A 26,090-nucleotide genomic window follows, 5' to 3' on the forward strand; every position below is an offset into this window, starting at 1 on the left:
TCTCTGCTTTTTATTTTTCAAGAAATATAGAGAAAGATATATTTTTTAATAGAATATATCTTAAGAAGGTTGTTTGTGATATAATTTTAGTAATAATAGTAACTAAGGGGTGAAAACATGTATAAAGTAATGATAGTAGAAGATGATGAAATAATTTCAAATTCAATAGCTGGATATCTACAAAAATGGCAATACGCTACGCATGAAGTTGTAGATTTTCAAAATGTAGTTAAGGAATTTGTGGAACAATCACCGGATTTAGTATTAATGGATATTAATCTCCCCTACTTTGATGGTTATTATTTCTGTGAGGAGATTAGGAAGTTGTCGAAAGTGCCGATAATTTTTATTTCATCTGCGAATGATGATATGAATATTGTTATGGCTATGAATATCGGTGCAGATGATTTTATAGAAAAACCATTTAAGTTAGTCGTCCTAAAGGCAAAAATAGAAGCTCTACTCCGCCGTGTTTATAATTTTAGTGGATCTTCGAATCTTGTAGTCTATAAGGATGTAATTTTTGATATGAGCCGTGATGAGGTGAAATATCAAGATAATCTCGTTGAACTAACAAAAAATGAAAGTAAAATTCTTACAGTATTATTAGAAAATAGAGAAAAAATAGTAACAAGAGAAGAAATAATTACCGCCTTATGGCAAAATGATAACTTTATAGATGAAAATACTTTGTCGGTGAATATAAACAGACTACGTTCTAAGTTAAAAAGTATAGGAATAGATGAATTTATTACTACTAAAAAAGGTAAAGGATATATAGTCTAATGGAAATATTAAAAAGTTATTTAAAGAAAAACACAAAAGTTTATATTTTATTCGTAGTTTTTATTGCTATATTTTTCATTATGTTTTATTTATATAATTTGCCACTAGAAGCTCTGATATATACGGGAAGTTTTTGTTTTTTAGCAGCTCTTGTAGCTAGCTTTTCAGATTTTGTTAATTATAGAGAAAGTTATAAAAAATTAATATTCCTAGAGAAAAATATTCTAAACGATCTTGAAGATTTACCGAAGAGTTTGGATATTAGGATTGATTATTATCATAAAATTATAGAGAAATTATATGAAGAGTTAGAAAAACTAACTCAGGAGAATCGACAAAAAAATACAGACATGGTTGATTACTATAGTATGTGGGTTCATCAGATAAAAACGCCGATTGCTGCGATGAATTTTCTATTAGACAATGAAGAAATAGATCGAAAAATCTTACAGCAAGAATTGTTTAAAATAGAACGTTATGTTGAGATGGTTCTGACGTATATAAGATTAGATAGCATATCATCAGATTACGTTATAACTAAGATTAATCTCGATGAAGTGGTGAAAGATAGTGTAAAAAAATATGCGACTATCTTCATTAATAAAAAGATAAAATTAAATTATGTTTCACATGAAACAATGGTAATTAGTGATAAAAAATGGTTGAGCTTCGCCTTCGAACAAATACTAGGTAATAGTGTGAAGTACTCTAGCGCCGGTGGAGAAATTATAATAGAAACTTGTGAAAATAAACTGGTTATAGAAGATAACGGTATGGGTATTAAAGAAGAAGATCTACCTCGAATTTTCGAAAAAGGTTTTACAGGTTTTAATGGAAGATACGAAAAAAAATCAAGTGGTCTAGGTTTGTACTTATGTAAAAAAACTCTAGATAAACTAGGGCATCATATTGAAATTTCTTCAAAAGTAGGAGAAGGAACTAGGATAGAAATCACATTCCCGAAAGAAGATACTTTAAGGGATTAAATATAAATAAGTTAATAAGAAATCCTCTTGAGAGTTAGATTATGAATTTAACTTTTAAGGGGATTTTCTAATTTCACAAGTGAGACTAGATATAAATTGATAAACTCCTAAAGTAAGTTAGTTATAAACCCGACAGAAGCTACTTGATATATGTGAGTGACTTAAAAATCGTGAGTTAGAAGAAACACGATTTTGTCGAGTTGCTTTCTGCAGTGGTTTATTAGATATCTAAAAAGCCACTTGATATATATATTATAATATAAATAAAATTATTTTCTAAATAATAAATTAAATTATCTGAAAATTATCTTGTTTAAGTTAATTTTATTTGATAGAATATTAGTAAGGTATAAGGAGGGAAAAGATGAAGCAGTATTTAAAGAAAAGATATTTAGAAAATAGTTTGTTGCTTTTACTAATTATTTTTGGAGGAGCATGTAAGGTTGTCGCTGCGTATTTTATAGGGGATGGATTTAACGAATTAATTAAGTCGAATACCGATGGCTTTTTCTATAATATAGCCTATGCAGGTATAGTGTTTTTATTATATTTAGTTTCTCTTTATATAAAAATTCCATATGAAAACTATGTAGTACAAAAAATGATAACCGACATTCGATATGATGTCGTTGATGCAATTTCTAAAAATAACTATGCTAATTTTAATAAGAAAAATAGCGGAGATTACATATCATGGCTTAGTAATGATTTGATGATTGTCGAGGAAAAAGGATTTGGTAATTTTTATCAAAGTATTACAGCGATAATAGAGACGCTTTTAGCTATAGTCGGACTGCTTGCATTCCACTGGTCGATTATCGTTTTCTCTATAGTAATGAGTGTTCTTACATTAGTTTTACCAGCTCTTGCTCAAAAATCTATTCAGAATAAAGCTCAGAGATACTCAGGCTCGTTAGAAAACTTAATAAGTAAAAATACAAATTACTTACAGGGATTCGATAGTTTATTATCTTTCAATAAACTAGGAATTCTGAAAAAAATCGTAGTAAACTCTTCTAATGAAGTATTAAAAGAATCTGTGTCTCTAAGAAAAAGTGTCGGATTAGCCGGAGTTCTAGGTGGTTTAGGAAATTTAGTAGGGCAAGTTGGTGTAGTATTACTAACAGGAATACTGGCTCTAAAAAATATTGTAGGCTTTGGTTCTATTTTAACCGTAGAGTCACTAACATCTACGATTTTTAATTCAGTAGGAAATATTATGAATATTACGGTAGAGTTAAATATCGTAGTGCCGATCTTTGAGAAATTCGAGAAATTCAAAGAGGAGGCTAAGGTAATTAATGACCAAGATACTAGCAAAAAATCATTAAATGAAGAAATTGAAACTATAGTATTAGAGGATGTTTCTTATAAATATGAAGAGAAAAGTGTATTAAAAAACATCACGTATGCATTTAATAAATATGGTAAATACGCTATTGTCGGAGAAAGTGGTAGTGGAAAATCTACATTGTTAAAATTATTGACTGGAAGAATAGAAAATTACGAAGGTGCAATTAAATTTAACGGAGAAGAACTAGATGTTCTTAATAAGCATAGCCTGTATGATAAGATGCTATATATTCCGCAAGAACCGTATATTTTCACAGAAAGTCTAAGATTTAATATAACGCTAGGTGATGATTATGCTGATGAAAAAGTTAAAGATGTGTTGGAAAGTGTAGGACTAGGAGAGTTTCTGACAAGTCTTGAGGACGGCTTAGATACTGAACTTGTAGAAGGTGGTAAGAATTTATCAGGTGGTCAAAAACAAAGAATAGCCTTAGCTCGTGGAATTATTAGGGAGAAAAAAGTAGTGTTGTTAGATGAGATAACTTCTAATTTAGATAAGGATAATGCAGAGAAAATAGAAGAACTTCTATTAACTAACCCAGAATTAACGGTAATTCTAATAACGCACAGACTAGATAGCAACTCAGAACAAAGATTCACAGATGTATTACGATTATAATTTCCCAGGAAATAAAGTAGAACCACTCCTTTGAAATCAAATAAAAAGTAATAAATATCCCAATCTTACAAAAGTGTAAGGTTGGGAGCTTTTTTGTAAGGAAAATCGATAGAATCTGTAAGAAAAGTAAGGTAGAATATAAATATAAACAACGAGGAAGTTGTAGAAAAGTTCGAACTAGGAAGATAAGATAAAAAGAATTCAGGAGTGATAAAAATGTTATTAGAAGTCAACAATGTAAGAAAAGTTTATACGACAAGATTAAGTACTCAAAGTACAGAAGCATTAAAAAATGTAAATTTCGCAGTAGATAATGGTGAATATGTAGCGATTATGGGTGAGAGTGGAAGCGGTAAGACTACTTTACTAAATATTATCGCAACATTCGATAAGGCAACATCAGGAAATGTGAATTTAAACAATTTAGATTTAAGCAAGTTGAAAGATAAAGACTTAGCGAATTTCCGACGTGACAATCTAGGATTTGTCTTCCAAGATTTCAATCTACTTGATAATTTTTCTATAAAAGATAATATCTTATTACCGTTAGTACTGGCTAATAAAAAATATAAAGATATGGAAAAAAGATTAGAGAAAGTAACTAAACCTTTAGGAATTGATAAATTAATCAACAAGTTTCCATATGAAGTATCTGGTGGTCAACGTCAAAGGGTAGCGGTAGCTCGTGCGATTATTACGAACCCGGCTCTGATTTTGGCGGATGAACCGACAGGAGCGCTAGATTCAAAATCAACAGATCAACTGTTAGAAGTTTTTGAAAAACTTAATAATGCAGGACAAACAATAATTATGGTTACGCACTCTGTGAAAACAGCAGCTCGTGCTAAACGTGTATTATTTATTAAAGACGGGGTAGTCTTCCATGAACTTAGAAAAGGAAATGCGACTACGAGTGAGATGTTCCAAAAAATTAATGATACGTTAACTTTAATGCAGGCAGGTGAGTAAGATGAGCTTCTTTTATAGCAAATTTGCTTTAAACAACCTTGTAAAAAACAAAAGATTTATAGTACCTTATGTGTTATCAACAATTTTTACAATAATGTCGTTTTACATACTTTCATCTCTAGCTTTTGGGGATAATTTAAACAAACTTCCTAATGGAATTGATGCGACAAAACAGGTATTAAGTTTGGGAATAATTGTAATAGCGATTTTTTCTACAATATTCTTATTTTACACTTATAGTTTTTTAGTAAAACGTAGGGTAAAAGAATTTGGATTGTATTCTGTTTTAGGTATGACGAAAAAACAAATAGCGAAAATTCTAGTGTTAGAAACAATATTTATCGCTGTAACTACAATAGTGTTAGGAATTGGATTAGGAATAATTTTTGATAAACTTATGCTGTTAGTACTATTAAAATTATTCTCAGCAACGGTTACTTTCGGCTTTAGTATTACGCCGATAGCTGTAGTATTCTCAGTATTATTATTCGGAGGAATATTCTTCTTATTATTACTTTATACTGTTATAAAAATTGCTAGACTTAGAATTGTAGCCTTATTAAAAGATGAGAATAAAGGTGAAAAAGAACCGAAATCTAGATGGATTCTAGCGATAATCGGGTTAGCATTAATCGGTTATGGATATTACACAGCACAAACGGTACAAAATCCTGTAAAAGCATTATTAGTATTCTTTTATGCTGTAGTTGCGGTAATTATAGGTACGTATCTAGTATTTATGGCAGTTAGTATCACAGTACTAAAAATTATGAAAAATAATAAAAACTTCTACTATAAACCTAAAAACTTCATCAGCGTTTCTGGTTTATTATACAGAATGAAGAGAAACGCAGTAGGATTAGCGAATATCTGTATATTATCTACTATGGTTCTTGTAACTATGGGATCAACATCGGCATTATATGCAGGTATGGAAAAATCTTATAATGAAAGATTCCCAAGACAATTAATGGTCGCAGGCTATAATTCTACTAATGAAAAACTAAAAGAAATCGAAAATAATGCAAAATTATCAGCTAAAGAAGCGGGAACTGAAGTACAAGATCTAGTATCATATAATTCATTACCTATGGTAGGAAGATTAGTTGAAGATAAATTTAATTTTGAATCAAATGTAGGTGTAGACTTAAGTAATGTTAAAATGATAGTTGTTTTACAATTAAAAGATTATAATAAGTTCGCTAATAAAAATAAAACATTAGAAAGTAATGAAATTTTATTACATATCGACAAAAAAGGAAACTACAATCATAATAGTATTTCTCTAAATGGTAGTGATTATAAAATTAAAGAAAAATTATCTGAGTTTCCGGGAACAATAGGTTCGGATACCGCAAATATTATGGATACATATTATGCTGTTGTTAAAGATGAGAAAGAAATAACTAAATTAGCTACAAAACTAACAGAGTTAAGTAGTAAAGAGTTAGAAAAAAGAGGGATTAGTATACAAACAGGTACTCCTACACTTCAAAACTACGTTGCCTTCAATATCAAAGATACAACTAAAGAAGCTAAGGTAATCGAAAGCTTTAAAAAACTAGAAAAACAAAGTGGTATAGAAATAGAAGGTAAAGAAGAAAATAAACTTACATTCAGAGGAGTATTCGCATCATTCCTATTCATCGGGGTGTTCATAAGCTTTATCTTCGTAATAAGCCAAGTGGTAATCATGTACTACAAACAAATCTCAGAAGGATATGAAGATAAAGGAAACTTTGAAATCATGAGAAAAGTAGGTATTACAGATAAACAGATTAAACAATCAATAAGATCACAAGTACTGTTAATCTTCTTCTCACCGCTAATTATAGCGACATTACACACTATAGTAGCATATCCATTTATCGAGAAAATTTTAAGATTATTCTTAATAACAGATAATAGCATATTCTTACAAGCACTTGCTGTGACAATCGTAGTCTTCGCAATCTTCTATCTAATAGTTTATGCAATAACATCAAAAATTTACTATAGAATTATAAAAGAATAGACGAAAAAAACTCCAGAGGAAAAATCTGGAGTTTTTTGTTTTAAGACATATCACCAAAATAAGAGAATTATTGTTGAGGTTCTTTACTATTTTTCTCTTTTAGATATGAAAGATAAGATAATGTTAAAGATCTCATAGTTTCATTATTTTCTAATGAGAATATACTAATAGCTTTGTTACAAGAGTTAATAGCATCTTCAATAAGTTTTTGCTCTTCAAATAATCGTGCTTGTAAATAATAATTATCTCCTAGAAGATAAAAAGATTTATTTTCTAGAGCTTTAGTAATAGCGATAGAGTTCCAATACGTTGCATCGTTAAATTTAGTTAAGATTCCATAGATACGCGCAATAGAATAATAGAATGGTTGTTCAGAACTTGTATTTTGAATAATTTTTATATATGGTAAAACTTTTTTATACCAAAGAAGAGCATCTTCAAATAATTCTTTTTCTGAATAAAAATTCCCCAAAGTATTACATATATCACAATATAAAATACAACCAACTTCTACTTTTGCTATCAATGTCTTTAGATTTTTAATCGCAAGCTCCAGCTGATTATTTATATGATATGTTGTGATAGCTTGAAACCATTCAAAATATAAAATATTTTCTGAATCAAGAGTGTTTTTATCAATGGAAGATAAAACAAAATCTAGTGTCTTATAATCTCGTTTATAAAGTAATTCCATAAGTTCATTAACTTTGAAGTTAGAAGGTTGATATTCTTTAGTATCGATATCAAATAATGCTTCTATTTCACTAGTTGGAATATTTAATTTTTTTATGATTTTGAAAAATATATCTATAGAAGGAGTGACTTCTCCTTTTTCTAACCTACTGATAATAGTTTGAGTACAAATACCTTCAGCTAATTTTTTTTGAGACATATTTAGTGATTTTCGTTTGGTTTTTATTAAGTCAGCTAATTTAAGTTTCAAAGTTTATCCGCTCCTAAGAATTAATCAAATATTACTATAATAATACTATAAATCTACTTGTAAATCAATAAACTAGAAATATATAAGTATAATTAAAACACAATAGTGTTAAAAATATATAAATATAGTGTTGACTATCTTTGTTATCTCTGATAAAATTTATATAATAAATATACTTTTAGAGTCAGAATGAAAAAAAGGCTTTAAACTATAGTATTAGGGGTGAAGATCATGCTTAAGTTATTATTTAAACAAAAATATAGCATACTAGTATTTATTATTACAGTATTATGCGCAGCAACACAGGTTGCGACGTCTTATGGATTTAGTTTGATTATCCAAGCGACGGTAGATAAAAATTTAAGATTTATGGTGTCGGCGACTATTGCAGTTATGTTGATATATGTTGTTTTAAATACGTTGGGTTATTTTAGAGCGATATACGTTGAAAAATTGATTCAAAATTTTTCTACAAGGCTTAGAAAAACAGCAATTGCGGATTTCAAGAAAAAGTTAGTCTATAACGAAAAACATAATAATGGAGCAGAATGTATAGCTTTAAATACTACTGATATCCAGCAGTTTGAGCAATATGCGGCTAATTGTTTATTTGCGATTTACAGTATATCTTTAGTTGTTATCTCAACAATTGTATTACTTAAGGTGAATATTACGTTATTTATTATCTCACTTGCATTGTCTTTATTAATGATGGTTCTACCTAAGTATTTCAACAAGGCGATAAAAACAACGACAAAAGACATTTCAAAAGCTACAGAAGATTTCAATAAGGATTTAGAGAATGCGCTGGCTAGTTCAGAAATGCTAAACAACTTTTCTGCGTTGAATTTATTAGATAGAATTGTAAATGTAGGTTCAAAAAATATAAAAAATGCTAAAGTTAATAGAAAAAAATCTATTATGACTTTACAAGGATTGAATGTGACATTAAATGCAGGTAACCAAATCGCATTGATTTTCATAGCGGGATATTTCGCATATAAAGGGTATATTGAATTTGCGATGATATTTGCGATATCAGGTTATACAGGGGAATTCTTTGGAGGATTGACAAAAGTAATCGAACTATATCCGAATTTCGCTTCTGCAAATGAGTTACTGAATAAGTACCCAGAACTTAAAGAAGAGAAAAGTTTACCGAGAGTAGAAAAATTAGATAAGGCGATTGTAGTTTCTAATGTTAAATATAACTATCCAGATAAAACGGTAGAATTTCCTAATTTAACTTTTGAGAAAAACAAGAAGTATTTAATAAAAGGAAAAAGTGGTAGTGGAAAATCAACATTGATAAATATTTTAAATGGTGATTTGAAGAACTATGAAGGAAGTGTAGAATGGGATAATAGAGAATTAAAACAATTTGATATTAAATCGGCAATTTCTACGATGAATCAAAAAGTGCAATTGTTAAATTTATCGATCAAGGATAATATTATTTTAAACAAAGAATATAACGACAAGTTGTTTAGAGAAGTTCTGGAAAATTGTAAGTTAGTTGATGTTATTGATAATTTAGAAGAAAAAGAAAATACAATACTAGACAATAAAAACTTAGCTTTATCAGGTGGACAGCTGCAGAGATTAGGATTAGCGAGAAGTTTATATCATAAAAAAGATGTATTCATAATTGATGAAGGTACAGCTAATTTAGATAGTAAGTTGGCAGATGATATTGAGGAAATAATATTAAAAGATAAAGAATCTACAGTCATTATGATAACTCATAGAAATAGTGAAAAAATCGAAAACTTAGCAGATAAAGTAATAATATTAGGTAGCTAGAAGAAAAAGAGGGTAAGATTTTAAAAAATCTTAAACCTTCTTTTTTGTTGTGTAGACATGGACTTTCGTTCTTACAAAATAAAAATGTAAGAATAAAAATAGGACAGTACCTTTCTCTTGAATTAATGTGTATTAGTGTGTATAATAAAGGTAAGGAGGACAATACAATGCCAATGACATCTAAAGAGATGATTAAGCTTTTAGAAGCGAATGGCTTCATTTATGTAAAAAGTGGTGATGGTTCGCATAGAAAGTTTAGGAATCCCAAGACTGGTAGGGTAACACAAGTTCCGTTTCATAATCGTGCTTTAGGAAAAGGTCTAGAACATAGGATTTTGAAACAGGAGGGATTGAAATAGTTCCCGCTCCTTATTTTAATAATAGGAGGTATTATTATGAATGTAGTCTATCCTGCTGTATTTTATAAAAATATAGAGAATGACGGATATACAGTGGTTTTTCCTGATTTAGATTTTGGTGCTACTGAAGGAGAAAATTTAAAAGATGCATTTTTTATGGCTAGTGATTATTTAGGTGCTTGGTTGTATGAGTATTATATTGATGGAAAAGAGTTTCCGATAGCAAGAGATATAAAAGATTTAGAAATTGAAGAGGATGAGTTCTCAATAAAAGAGGCTAGTTTTGTAAGTTTAGTTGGTGTTGATATGCTAGAATATTCAAGAAAATCAGAAGTAAAAACAGTAAGAAGAAATGTATCGATACCAAGTTATTTAAATGAGTTAGCAAAAAGAAATAATATAAACGTAAGCCAATTATTACAAGAAGCGTTAAAAGAAGAATTTAGTATGTAAATATAAAGACAGCAATTCAGAAAAATAATAAAGCCGAGTTGTTGTCTTTTTATAATGGACACACAACGATAAAAGCGTCAAGAAAGTGTTCGCTCAAGAAAAACAATTTAAGAAAAGATTTTCAGCGTTTGTCCTCTTATAAAGAACAACAAGGTGAAAATTATAAATATCAAGGAATGAACCTAAAACCTCGTTTCCCGAACATTCTTTGTATTTTTGAACATTTTCGTAACAATAAACTTAAAAGCTATCTTTTAATTTAGCTATATAGTATAATAGTAATTGATAATAAATATCAATAAAGGTAGCTAGAGCCTTTTTCATAAAAAGAGTGAATGTAGGATTTTTATAAAAAATAACCTAAATCCGATATTATGTTTTTACTCATTTTATGTAAATGAATCTAAATTTGAAATTAAATAAGGAGATATTATGAAGATAGATGGTAGAGCGATGGCTCTCTTTAATATCAAAAAAGAAGTATATCTCGTAGCGATTCTTAAACTTGTTGCCTTTTGGTGCTCGCTATTTTTTATCTACAATTTCGTAGATTTTCTATTTTATTCACTGGGTGAAGAGAGTAGAAGCGGTGCTGTATTAGGATTTATTCTAAAAACGGTAGTAGGTTTAGTAGTTTATTACGCAGCTACAACAGGGGATAATTACTTCAGTCACAAAATTTCTAAACAGGTTAGAAATACATTAAGGAAAGAGATTTACAACAAAGTAGAAAAACTTTCACTAAATTACACAGAAGCGGTAAATACTGGTAGTCTTCTTGTGATGAATTCTTCATCGATTGTAAATATTGAGTTTTATTTCAATAAGTTTGTACCGCAGATGTTTGCGACATTATTTATAGTACTTAGCTCGTTTGTGATTTATGGGAAGATTCACATCTTACTATTTATAGCGATGTTATTATTATATCCGCTTATTCCTGTGTCTATTATGATTATTATTAAGAAATCGAAAAAAGCTAATAAAAAGAATTTCAGCGATTTCTTAAGTTTATCAGAGGTATTCTATGATAGATTATCAGGTTTCACAACGGCAAAAATTTATGGTAAAGAAGATAACGTAGCGAGTGATGTTGATACTCGTAGTGCAAAATATAGAAAATCAACGATGGCGTTACTTCGTCACCAACTTAATTCTATTAATGTGATGGACGCTATTACTTATATTTCTATTTTTGTTTTATCGATTATTGCTATTTTTGCGGTGAAAGATCAGAAACTTATTGTTTTTGTAATCGTAGCTTCTTTAGAATGCTTCAAACCGTTGCGCGCTTTAGGTGGCTTATTCCATATTTCGATGAAAGGGAATGTTGAGTTAGATAATATCTATAAACTTCTTGATCATCCGGAACAAGAAAAAGATGAAACTATTGAGGTGGAAGCAGGGAAAAATATTGTTCTGAACAACGTTAGCTTCTCTTATGGAGAGGAGACGACTTTAGAAAATATTAATATGATATTTAAGCCTGGTACGAAAACAGCATTAGTAGGAGAAAGTGGAAGTGGTAAGTCTACTATTATCAAACTAATCTTAGGTTTAAATTCTAACTATAGCGGAAGTATAAAATATGACAACTTCAATATCGATAGTATTCCTACTAGAGAGATGGCTAAAATTACGACACTTATTACTAATGATAGTTATTTAGTTAAAGGTACTGTAAGAGAGCATTTAAGTGTTCGTAAAAATATAACTGAAGAAGAAATGTACAATGCATTAGAAAAAGTTAATCTTAGAGATTTCGTAGAAGAACACGGAGGTCTAGATTATGAGCTTGCGATAGGTGCTGCGAACCTTTCTGGAGGTCAAAAACAAAGATTACTTGCAGCAAAAGCAATACTAAAAGATTCTTACTTGTATATACTTGACGAAGCTGTATCGAATATTGATGATTACAGTAAAGAAATCGTGCTTAATGCCTTCGATTCAATAAAAGAAGGAAAAATTATTATAGTTATTTCTCACGATTTAGAGACGATAACAAATTCAGATAATATCTATGTTCTAAAAGATAAGAAAATTATCGAAGAAGGAACACATGATGAACTGATTGTAGAAAATTCTCTGTATAGAAAATTATTCACAGATCAACAACAACTGAAATCAAAATTTTTAGCTAAGGAGGTAGAGTAATGACATCATTAAGAGAATTAAAACAACTTTTAGCTATTGCTCAAGAGTTTAAACGTCCATTACTTAGAGCGACTCTATTCGGGAGTTTAGGGCACTTAACGCTTGTCGTATTTACCTACTTCATTTCGTTATTCTTTTTAACGAAAATAACAACAATAGCTGCGATTTTATTTATCGTGATTTTTGCTTTAGCTGTACTAAAAGGGTTATTTAGTTATACTGAGCAACTTTTAAATCACTATGTAGCATTCAAAGTATTACATGTCTTACGTGTTAAAGTTTTAGAAAAATTCAAACGTATATCTGTCGATAGTTTTACAAAAAACACTTCAGGTGATTATATGACGATGATTACTACTGATATTGAATTATTAGAAGTTTTCTACGCGCACACGATAACACCGTTTATGATTTATATCGTACAAAGTTTAGTGGTTAGTATCTTCTTACTATTCTTTAGCGTGAAACTAGCATTAGTAGCTTTAATAGTCTATATCGTAATCGGACTTGTGTATCCGTTAAGTTTTAGAAATGTGGGGCAAGATGTTGGTGAAAATTATCGTCGTAAACTAACTCAAGTAAACAACAATTCATCAGAAGAAGCTTACGGAATTTTTGAAACATTACAATATGGAAAAATTGATGAAGCAAAACGTAATATCGATTTGGAAACTGAAGAACTGACAAGAAGTTCATATCTTAAAAACAAATTCTTAGTAGATTTAAATACTCTAAATGTTGTAACTTACAATATCGGGGTGTTGGCATTTATCTACGTGGCATCTTCACTTGATAGTCAGTTCGTAACTGTTTCATTAGTTGCGATGTTTATCGTATCGTTTATTCCTATTTTATACATGGGGAATCTTGCTTCAACATTAAGTCAGACGATGGCTAGTGGAAAGAGATTTTTAGAGCTTATGAATACGCCGGAAGAAGCGGAAAATAGTGGAGTAGTTGTTGATTTTAATGAACTTAAAGTTGATAATTTAACATATCGATACGCTGATAATACTGTAGTGGATAATCTAAGCTTCGAAGTGAAAAAAGGCGAAATTATCGGATTAAGTGGACCTAGTGGATGCGGTAAATCTACAATAGCGAAACTTATTATGAAATTCATCTCAGATGAAAATATGGAAGGTAATATTACTATTGATGGCGTTGAGCTTAGAGACATAGATAATCGTTACTTTAGAGAAAATAGCTCGATAATTTTACAAGATAGTTACTTATTCAATGCAAAAATTAAAGATAACATCACATTCTTCGAGAAAGATTTAGATAAAGAAGAGTTGGATGCATCATTAAGAAAAACTAATCTAAGAACTTTTGTAGACAATTTAAAACGTCGCGAAAATGAAATCGTTGGAGAGAGAAGTTCGAACATAAGTTCAGGGCAAAAACAACGTTTATCAGTAGCACGTTCATTCTACAATGATAGTAAACTTCTGATTCTTGACGAAGCAACAGCAAATATCGATATTTTCAGTGAAATCGAAGTGCTAAAAGCTTTAGAAGAAAGTAAAAAAGACAAGATAACAATAATAATTTCACACAATAAATCAACATTGTCAATATGTGATAAGATAATTAGATTAGGTGAATAGAAAAAAAGAGGGAGTGACTCAAAAATCGTGATTTCGGAGAAATCGCGATTTTTTTAGAGTCACCCCCGCACAGTTTATTAGATATCTAAAAAGCTTTTAAAAAGCGAATTTAGATATCAATAAACCACTGCGTCTATGAGTTCTCATATGAACTTTGTTAAGTTTTAGGGGCTTTTGGGTAAGCTCCTCTTTTTTCTACTTTGTTAAATTTTTATAAATTTGTTGTTTAATAAATTGTAAATCATGTTTCTCGGTAGGGCATGGAGTGTCCTCAAAAAGAATAAATCTTTGAGCTGAGTAGGTCATGATAGGTCCTGCGAATGAACGAATGATTTCTGCTGGCGATAAGTTCTCGTTAACTTCAGGATTATTTTCTTTATGTTTTTGTAATATATCTCTAAAGTTTATTTCTGCAAAGACTACTTTTAACGAATCGATAAGTTGTGCTTTTAAATTCTCGTTTGTTAATATCTCTGAGAATACTATTTTTACAGTATTCTTATTTTCTTTTAGGAAAACCATACGATCTTCAACAACATAACTTATTAAATTTTCAAGTGAATTAGTATTTTGAATTCTTTTTAGAAAATTTAAAAATAATTTAGGGATAACAGGGACTATTATTGAATATAATAAATCTTCTTTAGTTTTAAAGTATTTGAATACTGTTGCTTGACTAACGCCTGCTTCTTTAGCGATTTGCAGCGTAGATGTCCCATGATATCCTTGTTTTGCGAACAAATTAATCGCAGCTGCTATTGTTTTTTTCTTACCAGGTGGGGAGGTTTCGTCATGAGATATGCTAAAGTAAGATTGTAAGATATTTTCAGTCATAAGAGTCTCCTATTGTTTTTTAAACTTTTCTATATCGTTTTAAGCCTAGAATATTAAGTATTATTAGAAGGATGCAAAGTGCAAGTAGAACAATGATATCATTTTTAATCGCAAGAAGATTTTTACCTTCTAAAATTATTTTGCTTAATCCGTCACTAGCATACGTAACAGGTAGGATTTTACTAATATAGACAGCGATTTTTCCCATACTCTCAACAGATACTATTCCTGAAAAGAACATTTGTGGAATAACTATTACTGGAACGAACTGCATAATTTGAAATTCTGATTTTGCAATTGTAGAGATTAGTAAACCTAATGTTAAGGCAACCATTGCTAGTAATACATTAACTATTATAACATAAAACGGATTTCCAGCAACTTCAATATTTAATAAATATATAGATGATAGAGTGACGATAATAGTTTGAATTACAGCTAAGGAGCTATATGATAGTACATAGCCTAATACAACTTCACTTCTTTTTATCGGAGTTGCTAAGAGTCTATCTAGAGTTCCGCTAGTACGCTCTTTTAGTAGAGCCATTCCAGAGATTAGAAATACGAAGAAGAATAGGATATAGCCGATTAAAGTAGGTGCAACTTTATTGAAAAATGTTGAATCTGCATTACCATAGTTATAATATTCTTTAACTTCAGGTTCTTGTTTATTTGCACCTAATTTAGGGTTTACTTTTTTTACAACTTCTATCAATTTTTTTACTTCTGATACTTTTATAGAACTCTTTAAAACTTGTTGAGCTTGTGCAGTTTTTGTAGAGTCTATATTAGCGTGAATCACCGTGTAGATATTGTTATCGTAAGAAATTACAGTATCTATCTCGTTATTTTTTAATTTCTCTTCAGCAGCTTCTTTTGATTGATATTCTTCTAGATGAACGTTGTCAATATCTTTCATTACAGAAACTACACTTTGAGGAGTGTTTACAGAAGCAACAGTAATTTCAGAATTTGTGTTTGCTGAAAAGACTATGCTGATCAACCACATTATAAATATCGGTGCAACGAACATCATTGCTAAAGTTCTTTTATCTCTAAAAAATTCCTTAAATACTCTATTTGAAACAGTTAAAATTCTCATGTTATTTTTCCTCCACTTTTAAGAATACTTCTTCGATAGTAGTAACATTATTTTTTTCTTTTAGATTTTTTGGTGTGTCGAAGTCTATAATATCTCCACGAAGAAGAAGTCCGACTTTATCTGTAAGTTCTGCTTCGTCCATTACATGAGTCGTTACTAGAATGCCAACACCGTTAGCCTTCTGCTTAAATAATTCCTTCCAAATGCTACGACGAAGGCTAGGATCTATACCGACTGTAGGTTCATCGAGTATAAGTAATTCAGGGCTACCGATTAGCGCAATAGCGAGTGAAAGTCTGCGTTTCATCCCACCTGAATAATTCGATACTAATTTTTTTAAGTGCTCGGTTAAGTCGACTATTTTTGCTACATAAGCTATTTCTTCTTTTAGTTGTTTTGAAGGAACACCTTTCATTTTTCCAAAAAATTCTAGATTTTCATAGCCGGTAAGCATTTCATAAAGAGCATCGCTTTGTGCCATATATCCAATATTAGAAAGAATTTCTCTTTTTGGCATTTTGCTATCAAAAATAAGGGCATCACCTTTATCTGCTTTTTCCATACCGAGCATTGTTTTTATTAATGTTGATTTTCCCGATCCAGAAGGGCCGATAAGACCTACAATTTCACCTTTTTCTAGGTTGAAATCAATGTCATCAAGGACTTTTTGATCCCCGAAGCTTTTTGATAATGAAGTAATTTGTACTAGTTTTTTCATAAGAATTATCTTCCTTTCCGAAGTGAGTAAACACTCACTCTGTGATTAAAAAAAATATAGATAAGATTATTTGGGAGATATTACTTCACCTGATGTTTTAGGACTGCGATTATTAAAGCATAGTTCAAGGTAGGTGTTAAGAAATATCCCATTGTAAATAGATTTCAAATCTCTAGTGAGTAAACACTCACTTTGTAGTTAATATTATAGTAAGTAACTACTCACTTGTCAAGAAGGAAATTTGAAAAATTTGAAAAAGGGGGATGGGAAACAATTAGATAAATATTTCGCTGTTAATATTACTTTTGAGATATTTTCTTAGTAATATAAACTTAGTTTAAAGTCACCTGAGTACAATAGTTAATATATATCACATAAGTGTGATATAATATTTATAAAGTCAGAATAATAAAATATCAACAATAAAGTCAGGAGGAATTTATTATGATAGATGGATTAAATAAAATATGGAATAAATTTCTTAATTTTTTAGAAGATAAAAAAATTTATAAATCATATGAAGGAGCTATAGTCTCTGGAGTATGTAGTGGTTTAAGTGAAAGATTTGGAATAAGTGCTAGTTTTTTACGAGTGCTATTCTTATTAGCGAGTATCTTCTCATTCGGTAGTCCGATATTGATATATATACTGTTATCGATAATAATGCCGGTAAAACCGATGAAAGAAAACTACAGAAAATCAAGCTACATCGATGGACGTGCTTGGGAAAAGTAATATAAAGAAAAGTTCTAATTGATCTGGTGTCAATTAGAACTTTTTGTTTATTTCACTGCATCGATAAATCTAGCTGCTATTTCTTTTGGACGGGTAATAGCTCCACCTACTACTACGCTGGATGCGCCTGCATCATAAGCTGCTTTAGCTTGATTAGGGTAGTGGATGCGTCCTTCAGCTATGATTGGAACAGAAATAGTTTCAGATAATTTTTTGATAAGATCTAAATCTACTTCATTTGGTCTATCTTTTGTATTTTCTGTGTAACCACTTAAGGTAGTTCCTACAAAATCAACACCTATTTTTTCTGCATTTACACCTTCTTCGAAAGTAGCGATATCAGCCATTAAAATAATATCAGGATATTTAGCTTTGATTTCTGCAACAAAATCATTAATTGTTGTTCCATCGAAACGAGGGCGTAAAGTACAGTCTAAGGCAATGATTTCACAACCTGTTTCTACAAGGGCGTCTACTTCTTTCATAGTTGCTGTGATGAATTGAGACATACCTTCATAACTTTGTTTGATAATTCCGATAACAGGTAAGTCTACTGTTTCTTTAATTTGAACTATATCTGTAACACCTTGTGCACGAATACCAACGGCTCCAGCTTCTTTAGCAGCTAGTGCCATAAGTTTCATGATGCCACCTTCTTCAACATATAGTGGTTCTCCAGGTAATGCTTGGCAAGAAACGATAATGCCACCTTTTATTTGGTTTAAGATTCTTTCTTTTTTATCCATAGTTAACTCCAATCAGAGCTTAATCTTTAATGGTTAAGCTGTAGTATTTATAATTTATATATATTTTTACATATTCAAAAATTTTGCCGTCACCGAAGTAAGTGTACCTATCGAATTCAAAACATGGTTCACCATCTTTTGCGATAAACTTGGCAATTTCTTCAGGAGTATCAACTATAACATTCATAATTTTTTTAGATTTTTCTTGGTGAATATCTATACGATATTTTTTTCTAATCATAGTAGCAAGCTCTTTGAAACTATCTATATCATTAATATTAACGTCAGGTAAATATTTAATTGGAATATAGTTAGTTTGGTGAGCCCATGCGATATTACCGATATATTTTATACGAGCTACTTTTAGAAGTTTTTGATTTTTTAATTTTAATTTAGAACAAAGTTCTTTATCTTGAATAATCTCAGCTTCGATAACTTCAGAGTGCTCAGATACTGATTCTTTAAAGTGTTTGTGGAAGTTGTTATTTTCTGTAACTAGAACTTTTTTGTTAACTAATGTTTTATTAACAAAACTTCCTTTACCTTGAATTCTGAAAATATAACCTGCAGACTCTAATTCATTTAGTACACGCACGGCAGTAGTACTACTAACATTATATATTTCTTTTATCTCTTTTTCTGTATAGAGTTGTTCACCTTCTTTAAAAATACCAGTCTGTATTTTTAAAATGATGTCATTTATAATCTTTTCGTATTTTTTCAAGTTGACTCCTCCTTGATTAATTAATATAAAAATAGACTTATTAAAATTTAATGTGTTAACTTAAACTTATATTATCACTTATCCTGAACTTTGTAAAGAAAAATTTTAATAATATTAGAAAAAATTTAAACGGTTGCATAAGTTGGAGTATTAGAATTAGAGAGATATTGATGAAAAAACAAGCCCCTCCTTACTTTTTAGGTAAAGAGGGGATAAGTTTTAATAACCTATTATATTTTTTTTAGGATATTGTCAAATAGAATTTTTAATTTAGTTTTATCGCTGTATACAGTGCCGTCCATATAGAGGTTGTATATATTATCATCTGTTCCAACATTGATTATAGCTTCGTAATTCTTCATTAATGCCAAGACACGAATTACCTCTCTTTGGGTGCGTCCATTTCCTTCTCTAAACGGATGAAAGTAATTAAGGTTATCTAAAATATTAGCTAGTTCACTAGAAATTTCTTCTTTGCTATGAGCATTTCTATGATAATTTGAAATTAGATAATTAATATAGTTCTCAGCTGTGGGAAAAGATTGAATAGGGATAAAGGGTTTATTATTTTTAGAAATGTTAACTTTTCTATATTGTCCAGCCCACCAATATATGTCTGAGAATAAAAATTTATGTATTTTATAAATATCAGATATAGAATGAACTAAGATAGGTTGAAGGTATAATTCTAGTATTTTGTTAGCCACTAGAGAGTATTCTTTCTTTTTTAACGATTCTAATGATTTTTCATTAAATTTGTTTATAAGGATATTAGTGTCTGGATAGGTATAGATATTATCATAATCTATATATGTATATTCTTCGTATTTATTTCTACTCATGTTTTTTTGAAATTGAAGTAAGTTTATTCTTTAATTCGAGAACATCGTTGGATGACGGTGTCCATCCTTCAATGATGTTTGTACTAAGGGCATACCAGACGCTTTTAAAATCTTTAATATTATCAAATTTGATTCCCATGATAGTTAATTCATTTTCGTTTAGGTCTAAATTCATAATCATGTCTCCTTAATAATGTTTCTCACTTTTATTATATATTATTAGCTATTGGAATACAATAAAAATAAAGCCCCTCCTTACTTTTTAGGTAAAGAGGGGATAAGTTTTAATATTTTATTTTTCTACAAATGGGCTGATAGCTCCGTATAGAGCTGCATCATTTCCTAATTCAGCTGCTAGGAATTTAGTTTGGTTATTTTCGATTGGGTGTAGTTCACGTACTTTAGCTTCAAGTTTGTTTAATAAGTAATCACCTTGAGCAGATACGGCACCACCGATTACGATGTATTTTGGATCTAAGATACATAGTAAGTTAACAATACCACGAGCAAGTTCAAATAACCATTCGTCTAGCACTTTTAATGCGCTAGTATCTTCGCGTTTACAAAGATCGAAGAATTCGATAACGCTTAGGCCTTCGTACATCTCAGCTTTAATTTTTCTATCTAATGCGATAGTAGAAGCACGTTGTTCGTATGTAGTTTTAGTATCGAAATCATAAACAGATTGTCCGATTTCCCCTACACCGAAGTTAGACCCGAAAGGAAGGCTGTTTAAGTAGTAAGCACCACCGATTCCAGTTCCTAAAGCCATACAGAATACTTCATCTAGCCCTTTAGCTCCACCAAGCCATTGTTCACCAAGTAAAGCACAGTTAACGTCGTTGTCAGCATATACTGGAATACCTAGTCTATCTCCAAAGTCACGTTTGAAGTTAGTTCCAAGGTAGTTTTTAATAGTTGGAGCGGCACGGATTACTTCCATGTGTACATTATCGATAACTCCTGCTGCAGAAATTCCTGCTGCAGAGAAGTTGTAAGTTTCACGGATTTTGCTTGCTATTCTGAACATCTCATCAGTAATTTTTACAGTTACGTTGTCAGGTGTTTTGCAAGTTTCGTAGTGAATGATTTTGTAGTTGTCATCAAACACAGCAAATTTTATACTTGTCCCACCAATATCAATTCCTAAATACATATTATACCTACTTTCTAAATAAAGACATATCAATCTTTGATTTTTGTTAATTTTTTTAAATTTCTTTACAACGATATATTACCATAAAAACGGTTTTTTGAAAATAAGTTATTGAAAAAAATATAAGGCATCTGCTATATAAAGTAGTCTACTTGGTGTATAATTAAATCGTAGTTATATAATATAAGGAGAAGAAAATGGATAAAATTATATTTTTAGAGCCTGTATTTTGTGAAAGAATATGGGGAGGACGCAATTTAGAAAGTTTTAATTTTTCTATTCCACAAGGAAATATTGGAGAAGCATGGGTGATTGCAGCTCATGATAATGGAAGTTCAAAAATAATAAATGGACAGCTAGCAGGATTGACACTAAAAGAGGCTTACGAGAAAAAGCCTACGTTATTTACAGAAAAAATTTATGATAAGTTTCCATTATTGATTAAGATCTTAGATGCTAGTGATAATTTGTCGGTTCAAGTGCATCCTGAAGATGACTATGCGCGAGTAAATGAGAATGGAGAGCTAGGTAAGACTGAATGTTGGTATGTGTTAGATGCTAAAGAAGGTGCGAAATTAGTATATGGACATACTGCTAAAACAAAAGAAGAGTTTGATAGTAAGATAGATACGGAACAATGGAATGAATTATTTATTGAGGAAAGTGTAAAAGCAGGGGATTTCTTCTATATTCCAGCGGGGACTCTTCATGCGATTGGAGAAGGAATTTTAATTTATGAAGTGCAACAGAACTCTGATACAACATATAGAGTTTACGATTATGATCGTGTTGATAAAGAGGGAAATGCTCGTGAACTGCATATAGAAAAAACAAAAGATGTAACCAAAGTTCCTTTCGAAAAAGCTACGACAAATCCTAAAGAAGAGAAATTAGAAGGAGCTACTATAACATATTTAGCAGATGAGAAGTATTTTTCTGTTTATAAGATAGATGTTAAAGGTCAGGTTACTCTAGAAAAAACTACTACGGGGAATTTATTCACAGTTCTTGAAGGTAAAGGTAGAGTAGTAATTGATGGAACTAGCTATGATGTAAAAATAGGAGATAGCTTTATTCTAACAACAGCTTGTTCTTCATATACATTAGAAGGAAATATGTTCCTAATCGGAAGCTATGATAGATAGAATGTTCTAAAGAATATGAATCTTAAATTAAAGTGACTGATCCAAAAGTCCTAAAAAAAATTATATAAGAGCGCATAGACGCAGGAATTTACTGATATTTAAAGAAAGTTTTAATATCTAATAAACTTAGCGGGAGTGACTCGATAAATCGATTTCTTTGAAATTATGATTTTTGAGTAGCTCCTTTTTTGTATTTAAAAGTTTAATGTATTAAATAGATGGTGGAAGACTAGACAAATACTAGATAAATAATGTATAAAACAACTCAACAGTAACAATGATTGAATTATATTGTATACAGCCTAAAGGTTAATAGGTAAAAGGGTTTCAAAAAATATTATAATTTTAATTTTTTCTATTGACAAACGATAGAAAACGTTTTACAATATAAGTGTGTTAAAATTTAATGTGTTAAATAAATGCAAAAATTAAAATAATAAAAACAAATAACGGAGGTTATAACAATGAAAGATTTAAAAGGACTTTATTCAGCTTTACTTATTCCATTTGACGAAAATGGTGAGGTTAAAGAAGAGGGGCTAAGACAAGTTATCGAACATAACATCAATGTAAGTAAAATTGATGGTCTATATGTTAACGGAAGTAGTGGGGAGAACTTCTTATTAAACACTGCTCAAAAGAAACAAATTTTTAAATTTGTAAAAGAAGTAGTTGGTGACAGAGTTAAACTTATAGCTCAAGTTGGATCTTTAGATTTAAATGAAGCGGTAGAATTAGCTAAATATGCTACAGAATTAGGATATGACTCATTATCAGCAGTTACTCCATTCTACTACCCTCTATCATTCAACGAAATTAAACACTACTATAAAACAATCATCGATGCAACAGATAACAGCATGATTCTTTACTACATTCCATTCTTAACAGGGGTTAAAATTAGTTTAGATCAATTTGCTGAATTACTAGAAGATGAAAAAGTTATCGGTGTTAAATACACTGCAGCAGACTTCTATCAATTAGAAAGATTCAGAAAACGTTTCCCTAACAAACTTATTTGGTCTGGATTTGATGAAATGTTAGTTCAAGCTGCTATTACTGGAGTAGATGGAGCTATTGGTTCTACATACAATGTTAACGGACAAAGAAGCCAAGAAATCTTCAGACTTGCTAAAGAAGGTAAAGTTGCAGAAGCTTATGAACTTCAACATGAAGCAAACGACGTAATTGAAAAAGTTCTTGAATTAGGATTATACCAAACACTTAAAGAAATTCTTAAAGTTAAAGGAATCGATGCAGGAACTTGTAAAAAACCTATGAAATCATTTGATCCAGCTAAATTAGCTGAAGTTGAAAAATTAGTTAAAGATTATAACCTATAATTTTTAAAAAAATAAGGGGTATATTAGGGATAAGGGACTGACTTGAAAAATCGATTTCTCTGAAATTACGATTTTTTGGGTCGCTCCCAAAATAAGAAGTAAATAAAAATTAGGAGGAGAGTACCATGGACAAAATAGGATTTGGTACACTGAATAGTATAGTTTTAGCAGTTTATCTAATAGCTATGCTAGGTATAGGGGTATATTTCACTAAAAAAGCAGGTGAAAGCACGGACGAATTCTTTAAAGCTGGTGGTAATATTCCATCTTGGGCAGTAGGATTCTCAATTTATGCAACAACATTATCAGCCATTACATTTATGGCGACACCGGAAAAAGCATTTAACGGTGACTGGACATATGCAGCAGGGAATTTTTCAATTATCGCGATTATTCCGATATTAATTCACTACTATGTTCCATTCTTTAGAAAATTAAATGTAACGACAGCCTATGAATATTTAGAAGAACGTTTTAATCCTAGTGTGCGTGTAGTAGGAAGTGTGTTATTCTCACTATTCCATATTGGACGTGTAGCTATCGTTATTTACTTACCAACAGTTGCTATTACATCAGTATCGACACTTAACCCATTCTTAGTGTGTGCGGTTATCGGATTACTTTGTGTAGTTTACTCATTCTTAGGAGGGGTAGAAGGAGTTATCTGGACAGACGTTATCCAAGGTATCATTTTACTTGGAGGAGCTGTTTTAGTAATCATCTTAGGAGCATACCACGTAGGTGGATTTGGACAAATTACTCAAGATGCTTTAGCAAATGGTAAAATTGTAACTGCTGAGAAATTTAATTGGTCATTAACTGCATCTACTATTCCAATCATCTTCATTGGATCAGTATTTAACAGTTTACAACAATATACAGCTTCTCAAGACGTAGTTCAACGTTATAGTACTACTGAATCAGTTAAAGAAACTAATAAATCACTTTGGACTAATGGATTATTAGCATTCATCTCTATTCCAATTTTCTATGGAATGGGAACAGTTCTTTACAGCTTCTACAAAGGTAGCCACGCTGTAACTAAATTACCAGACTTCATGAACGCTGAAGTAGTAGGTAAAGCAGCTAACACAACAGCTTTAGTACCTTACTTCATCTTAACAGCATTACCAGCTGGTATCGCTGGATTAGTTATCGCAGCTATCTTAGCAGCTGCTCAATCAACTATCGCATCAAGTTTAAACTCAATTTCTGCTTGTATCACAGTTGATATTAAACAACGTTTCTTCGGACTAAGTAAAGATGCTAAACAAGACGTTCTATTAGCTCGTGTTATCATTATTGTAGCAGGTGTACTTGGAACAATTGCAGCATTATACTTTGTTAACACTAACCAAAAAGAAACTTGGGATTTATTCCTTAAATATATCGGACTTCTAGGAGTGCCTTTAGCTGGTACATTCGCACTTGGTATCTTTACTAAACGTGCAAACGGAGCAGGAGCACTATTAGGATTATTAGTAGCAGGTGTTGTATGTTGGTATATCCAAGACTATACAACTTATGCTAAACAAAGTCCATTTATCTTCTCAGGATTCTCATTCTTAAGTGCATTAGTATTCGGATATATCTGTAGTTTCTTCTTTAAATCTACAAAAAATATCACTGGACTTACTATTCATACTAAAGATCAAGAATACGTAAAAGAAGCAAAATAATAAGTAAAGACCTTAAATATAATATAACAAACTTACGAAGAACAATCCTCGATATAAAAGTCGAGGATTATTCTTTTTATGATGGTTTATTGGAATCTTGAGATAGTGAGTTAGGATATTGTTTTTCTAAACTTTATTGAGGTATAATTGTATTGAAATATAGGGCCAGGAAGGTGAGAGAATGAAATTAGAGAGAGAACGAGAATTAAATTATAAGGTTAGTATTTTAAAAGATTATGCAGAGATGCAATTATTGTCGATTGAATTTGATGCCATAGATAATTCAAAAATTCATACCGAACTTGTTATGAAAAAAGCTAATAATAAAGGGATAATATTAGAAATTCCAGATTATGAGGAAGTGCCGAGTAGCGAGGTAAATCTTATGAAATATTGTGTTTTAGGTTATAGTTGTGGCTCGCTTCATGTGAGGGGAGATAGAGGAAGAAGTGAAAATAAGCAATCAGCTTCAATATATTTCCCATTTTTAAATAATAATAGTGAGGATGATTTATATTATAATTATGCTTATCAAGATGGGATAGATTTAGTGAATGTTTTTAAGAGGGAGTTTCCGGATTTGCAAGTGACGATTGTTGCTAAAGGTCAGGGGGCTGCTATCGGTATTGTCACAGCTGCCGTTGGTAAAAAAGTCCAAAATTTATTTATTTCTAATGTGCAAAATACAGATTTCAAATTTATTTTTGATAATAATCTTGATGTAGGAGTTTATGATGGTATTCGAGAATATAATCGTAATTATCCTGAAAAAGAGGACTACTTATTAGAGATGTTAGAAAAAATTGATGTGTTAAATTATGCAGAGGATGTTGAAGCGGAGATTTATTTTGGTTATTCGAGTTTAGATGATGAGCGAAATATTGTTATTCATAAAAAGTTAGCTAGTTTATTTAAACGAAAGAAAGTTACAGTTTTTGAGTATGAAGATTTAAATATTCATGAGAAACTAATTGAAGGGTGGATGATAAACTAGGATATGAATTAATAATGGATCTA

The 26,090-nt window shown here is 30.6% G+C and carries 24 protein-coding genes; 15 read left to right on the forward strand and 9 right to left on the reverse strand.

The annotated features are described in order from the left end of the window. The first annotated feature begins 117 nt into the window (after positions 1-117). From PNO30_RS05085 to PNO30_RS05105, 5 genes are all read left to right on the forward strand, one after another. Positions 118-786 (forward strand): response regulator transcription factor, encoded by a 669-nt coding sequence (locus PNO30_RS05085; protein WP_204641284.1) that lies wholly within the window; start codon positions 118-120, stop codon positions 784-786. Beyond that, positions 786-1,772, forward strand: a complete 987-nt coding sequence (locus PNO30_RS05090; RefSeq protein WP_271987390.1) for a sensor histidine kinase — start codon at positions 786-788, stop codon at positions 1,770-1,772. The genes PNO30_RS05085 and PNO30_RS05090 overlap by 1 nt, the downstream gene beginning before the upstream one ends. Before the next feature lie 364 nt (positions 1,773-2,136). Continuing rightward, positions 2,137-3,744 carry an ATP-binding cassette domain-containing protein gene (locus tag PNO30_RS05095; protein WP_271965445.1) on the forward strand — a complete coding sequence of 536 codons (1,608 nt, stop codon included), beginning with the start codon at positions 2,137-2,139 and terminating at the stop codon, positions 3,742-3,744. Between the two features lie 216 nt (positions 3,745-3,960). Next, positions 3,961-4,713 carry an ABC transporter ATP-binding protein gene (locus PNO30_RS05100; protein WP_003147441.1) on the forward strand — a complete coding sequence of 251 codons (753 nt, stop codon included), beginning with the start codon at positions 3,961-3,963 and terminating at the stop codon, positions 4,711-4,713. Between the two features lies 1 nt (position 4,714). Then, positions 4,715-6,727, forward strand: a complete 2,013-nt coding sequence (locus PNO30_RS05105; RefSeq protein ID WP_271965446.1) for an ABC transporter permease — start codon at positions 4,715-4,717, stop codon at positions 6,725-6,727. Between the two features lie 67 nt (positions 6,728-6,794). On the opposite strand, the gene PNO30_RS05110 is transcribed toward PNO30_RS05105, so the two are convergent. Beyond that, a complete protein-coding gene (locus PNO30_RS05110; RefSeq protein ID WP_271965447.1) occupies positions 6,795-7,670 on the reverse strand; it encodes a helix-turn-helix domain-containing protein in 876 nt (291 codons plus the stop codon). A 231-nt stretch (positions 7,671-7,901) separates the two neighbouring features. On the opposite strand from PNO30_RS05110, the gene PNO30_RS05115 reads away from it, so the two are divergent. The 5 genes from PNO30_RS05115 to PNO30_RS05135 all read left to right on the forward strand — a co-directional run bounded on the left by PNO30_RS05115 (position 7,902) and on the right by PNO30_RS05135 (position 14,049). After that, on the forward strand, positions 7,902-9,473 hold the full coding sequence (locus tag PNO30_RS05115) for an ATP-binding cassette domain-containing protein (protein WP_271987391.1): 1,572 nt from the start codon (positions 7,902-7,904) through the stop codon (positions 9,471-9,473). Between the two features lie 167 nt (positions 9,474-9,640). Then, the gene (locus PNO30_RS05120) at positions 9,641-9,832 is read left to right on the forward strand and encodes a type II toxin-antitoxin system HicA family toxin (RefSeq protein ID WP_271987392.1); all 192 of its coding nucleotides are present in this window, start codon (positions 9,641-9,643) and stop codon (positions 9,830-9,832) included. 36 nt (positions 9,833-9,868) lie between these two features. Beyond that, a complete protein-coding gene (locus PNO30_RS05125; RefSeq protein WP_271987393.1) occupies positions 9,869-10,285 on the forward strand; it encodes a type II toxin-antitoxin system HicB family antitoxin in 417 nt (138 codons plus the stop codon). A gap of 432 nt (positions 10,286-10,717) precedes the next feature. Continuing rightward, positions 10,718-12,439, forward strand: coding sequence for an ABC transporter ATP-binding protein/permease (locus PNO30_RS05130; RefSeq protein WP_271987394.1), 1,722 nt, complete (start codon positions 10,718-10,720; stop codon positions 12,437-12,439). Continuing rightward, on the forward strand, positions 12,439-14,049 hold the full coding sequence (locus tag PNO30_RS05135) for an ABC transporter ATP-binding protein (protein WP_271987395.1): 1,611 nt from the start codon (positions 12,439-12,441) through the stop codon (positions 14,047-14,049). Before PNO30_RS05130 ends, PNO30_RS05135 begins: the two co-directional genes overlap by 1 nt. Positions 14,050-14,244: 195 nt before the next feature. Here PNO30_RS05135 and PNO30_RS05140 read toward each other — a convergent pair whose 3' ends face one another. The 3 genes from PNO30_RS05140 to PNO30_RS05150 are packed head-to-tail and all read right to left on the reverse strand — an operon-like array spanning position 14,245 to position 16,703. Then, entirely contained in the window at positions 14,245-14,883 is a 639-nt protein-coding gene (locus PNO30_RS05140; protein WP_271987396.1) for a TetR/AcrR family transcriptional regulator, read from the reverse strand. Positions 14,884-14,902: 19 nt separating this feature from the next. Next, positions 14,903-15,985 carry an ABC transporter permease gene (locus PNO30_RS05145; protein WP_271965456.1) on the reverse strand — a complete coding sequence of 361 codons (1,083 nt, stop codon included), beginning with the start codon at positions 15,983-15,985 and terminating at the stop codon, positions 14,903-14,905. A 1-nt stretch (position 15,986) separates the two neighbouring features. Next, entirely contained in the window at positions 15,987-16,703 is a 717-nt protein-coding gene (locus PNO30_RS05150) for an ABC transporter ATP-binding protein (protein WP_271987397.1), read from the reverse strand. Between the two features lie 444 nt (positions 16,704-17,147). Between PNO30_RS05150 and PNO30_RS05155 the strand changes: the two genes are divergently transcribed. Continuing rightward, positions 17,148-17,438, forward strand: coding sequence for a PspC domain-containing protein (locus PNO30_RS05155; RefSeq protein WP_003147450.1), 291 nt, complete (start codon positions 17,148-17,150; stop codon positions 17,436-17,438). A gap of 47 nt (positions 17,439-17,485) precedes the next feature. On the opposite strand, the gene PNO30_RS05160 is transcribed toward PNO30_RS05155, so the two are convergent. The 5 genes from PNO30_RS05160 to PNO30_RS05180 all read right to left on the reverse strand — a co-directional run bounded on the left by PNO30_RS05160 (position 17,486) and on the right by PNO30_RS05180 (position 20,906). Next, a complete protein-coding gene (locus PNO30_RS05160) occupies positions 17,486-18,184 on the reverse strand; it encodes an N-acetylmannosamine-6-phosphate 2-epimerase (RefSeq protein ID WP_271987398.1) in 699 nt (232 codons plus the stop codon). A 19-nt stretch (positions 18,185-18,203) separates the two neighbouring features. Further along, on the reverse strand, positions 18,204-18,908 hold the full coding sequence (locus PNO30_RS05165; RefSeq protein WP_003147452.1) for a GntR family transcriptional regulator: 705 nt from the start codon (positions 18,906-18,908) through the stop codon (positions 18,204-18,206). Positions 18,909-19,138: 230 nt separating this feature from the next. After that, the gene (locus PNO30_RS05170; protein WP_204641270.1) at positions 19,139-19,750 is read right to left on the reverse strand and encodes a Fic/DOC family protein; all 612 of its coding nucleotides are present in this window, start codon (positions 19,748-19,750) and stop codon (positions 19,139-19,141) included. Then, positions 19,743-19,925 (reverse strand): hypothetical protein, encoded by a 183-nt coding sequence (locus PNO30_RS05175; protein WP_204641269.1) that lies wholly within the window; start codon positions 19,923-19,925, stop codon positions 19,743-19,745. The genes PNO30_RS05170 and PNO30_RS05175 overlap by 8 nt, the downstream gene beginning before the upstream one ends. A gap of 117 nt (positions 19,926-20,042) precedes the next feature. Then, on the reverse strand, positions 20,043-20,906 hold the full coding sequence (locus PNO30_RS05180; RefSeq protein ID WP_271965461.1) for an ROK family protein: 864 nt from the start codon (positions 20,904-20,906) through the stop codon (positions 20,043-20,045). A gap of 197 nt (positions 20,907-21,103) precedes the next feature. Between PNO30_RS05180 and manA the strand changes: the two genes are divergently transcribed. From manA to PNO30_RS05200, 4 genes are all read left to right on the forward strand, one after another. Next, entirely contained in the window at positions 21,104-22,051 is a 948-nt protein-coding gene (gene manA, locus PNO30_RS05185; protein WP_271987401.1) for a mannose-6-phosphate isomerase, class I, read from the forward strand. A 464-nt stretch (positions 22,052-22,515) separates the two neighbouring features. Beyond that, on the forward strand, positions 22,516-23,394 hold the full coding sequence (locus tag PNO30_RS05190) for an N-acetylneuraminate lyase (protein WP_003147455.1): 879 nt from the start codon (positions 22,516-22,518) through the stop codon (positions 23,392-23,394). Positions 23,395-23,519: 125 nt separating this feature from the next. Further along, on the forward strand, positions 23,520-25,073 hold the full coding sequence (locus PNO30_RS05195) for a sodium:solute symporter (RefSeq protein WP_271987403.1): 1,554 nt from the start codon (positions 23,520-23,522) through the stop codon (positions 25,071-25,073). A 181-nt stretch (positions 25,074-25,254) separates the two neighbouring features. Continuing rightward, positions 25,255-26,067: an acetylxylan esterase gene (locus tag PNO30_RS05200; RefSeq protein ID WP_271987404.1), complete on the forward strand. Its 813-nt coding sequence runs from the start codon at positions 25,255-25,257 to the stop codon at positions 26,065-26,067. Positions 26,068-26,090: the final 23 nt, after the last annotated feature.

Origin of the sequence: Gemella haemolysans (assembly GCF_028308085.1) — a bacterium.
Taxonomy (GTDB): Bacteria; Bacillota; Bacilli; order Staphylococcales; family Gemellaceae; genus Gemella; species Gemella haemolysans_D.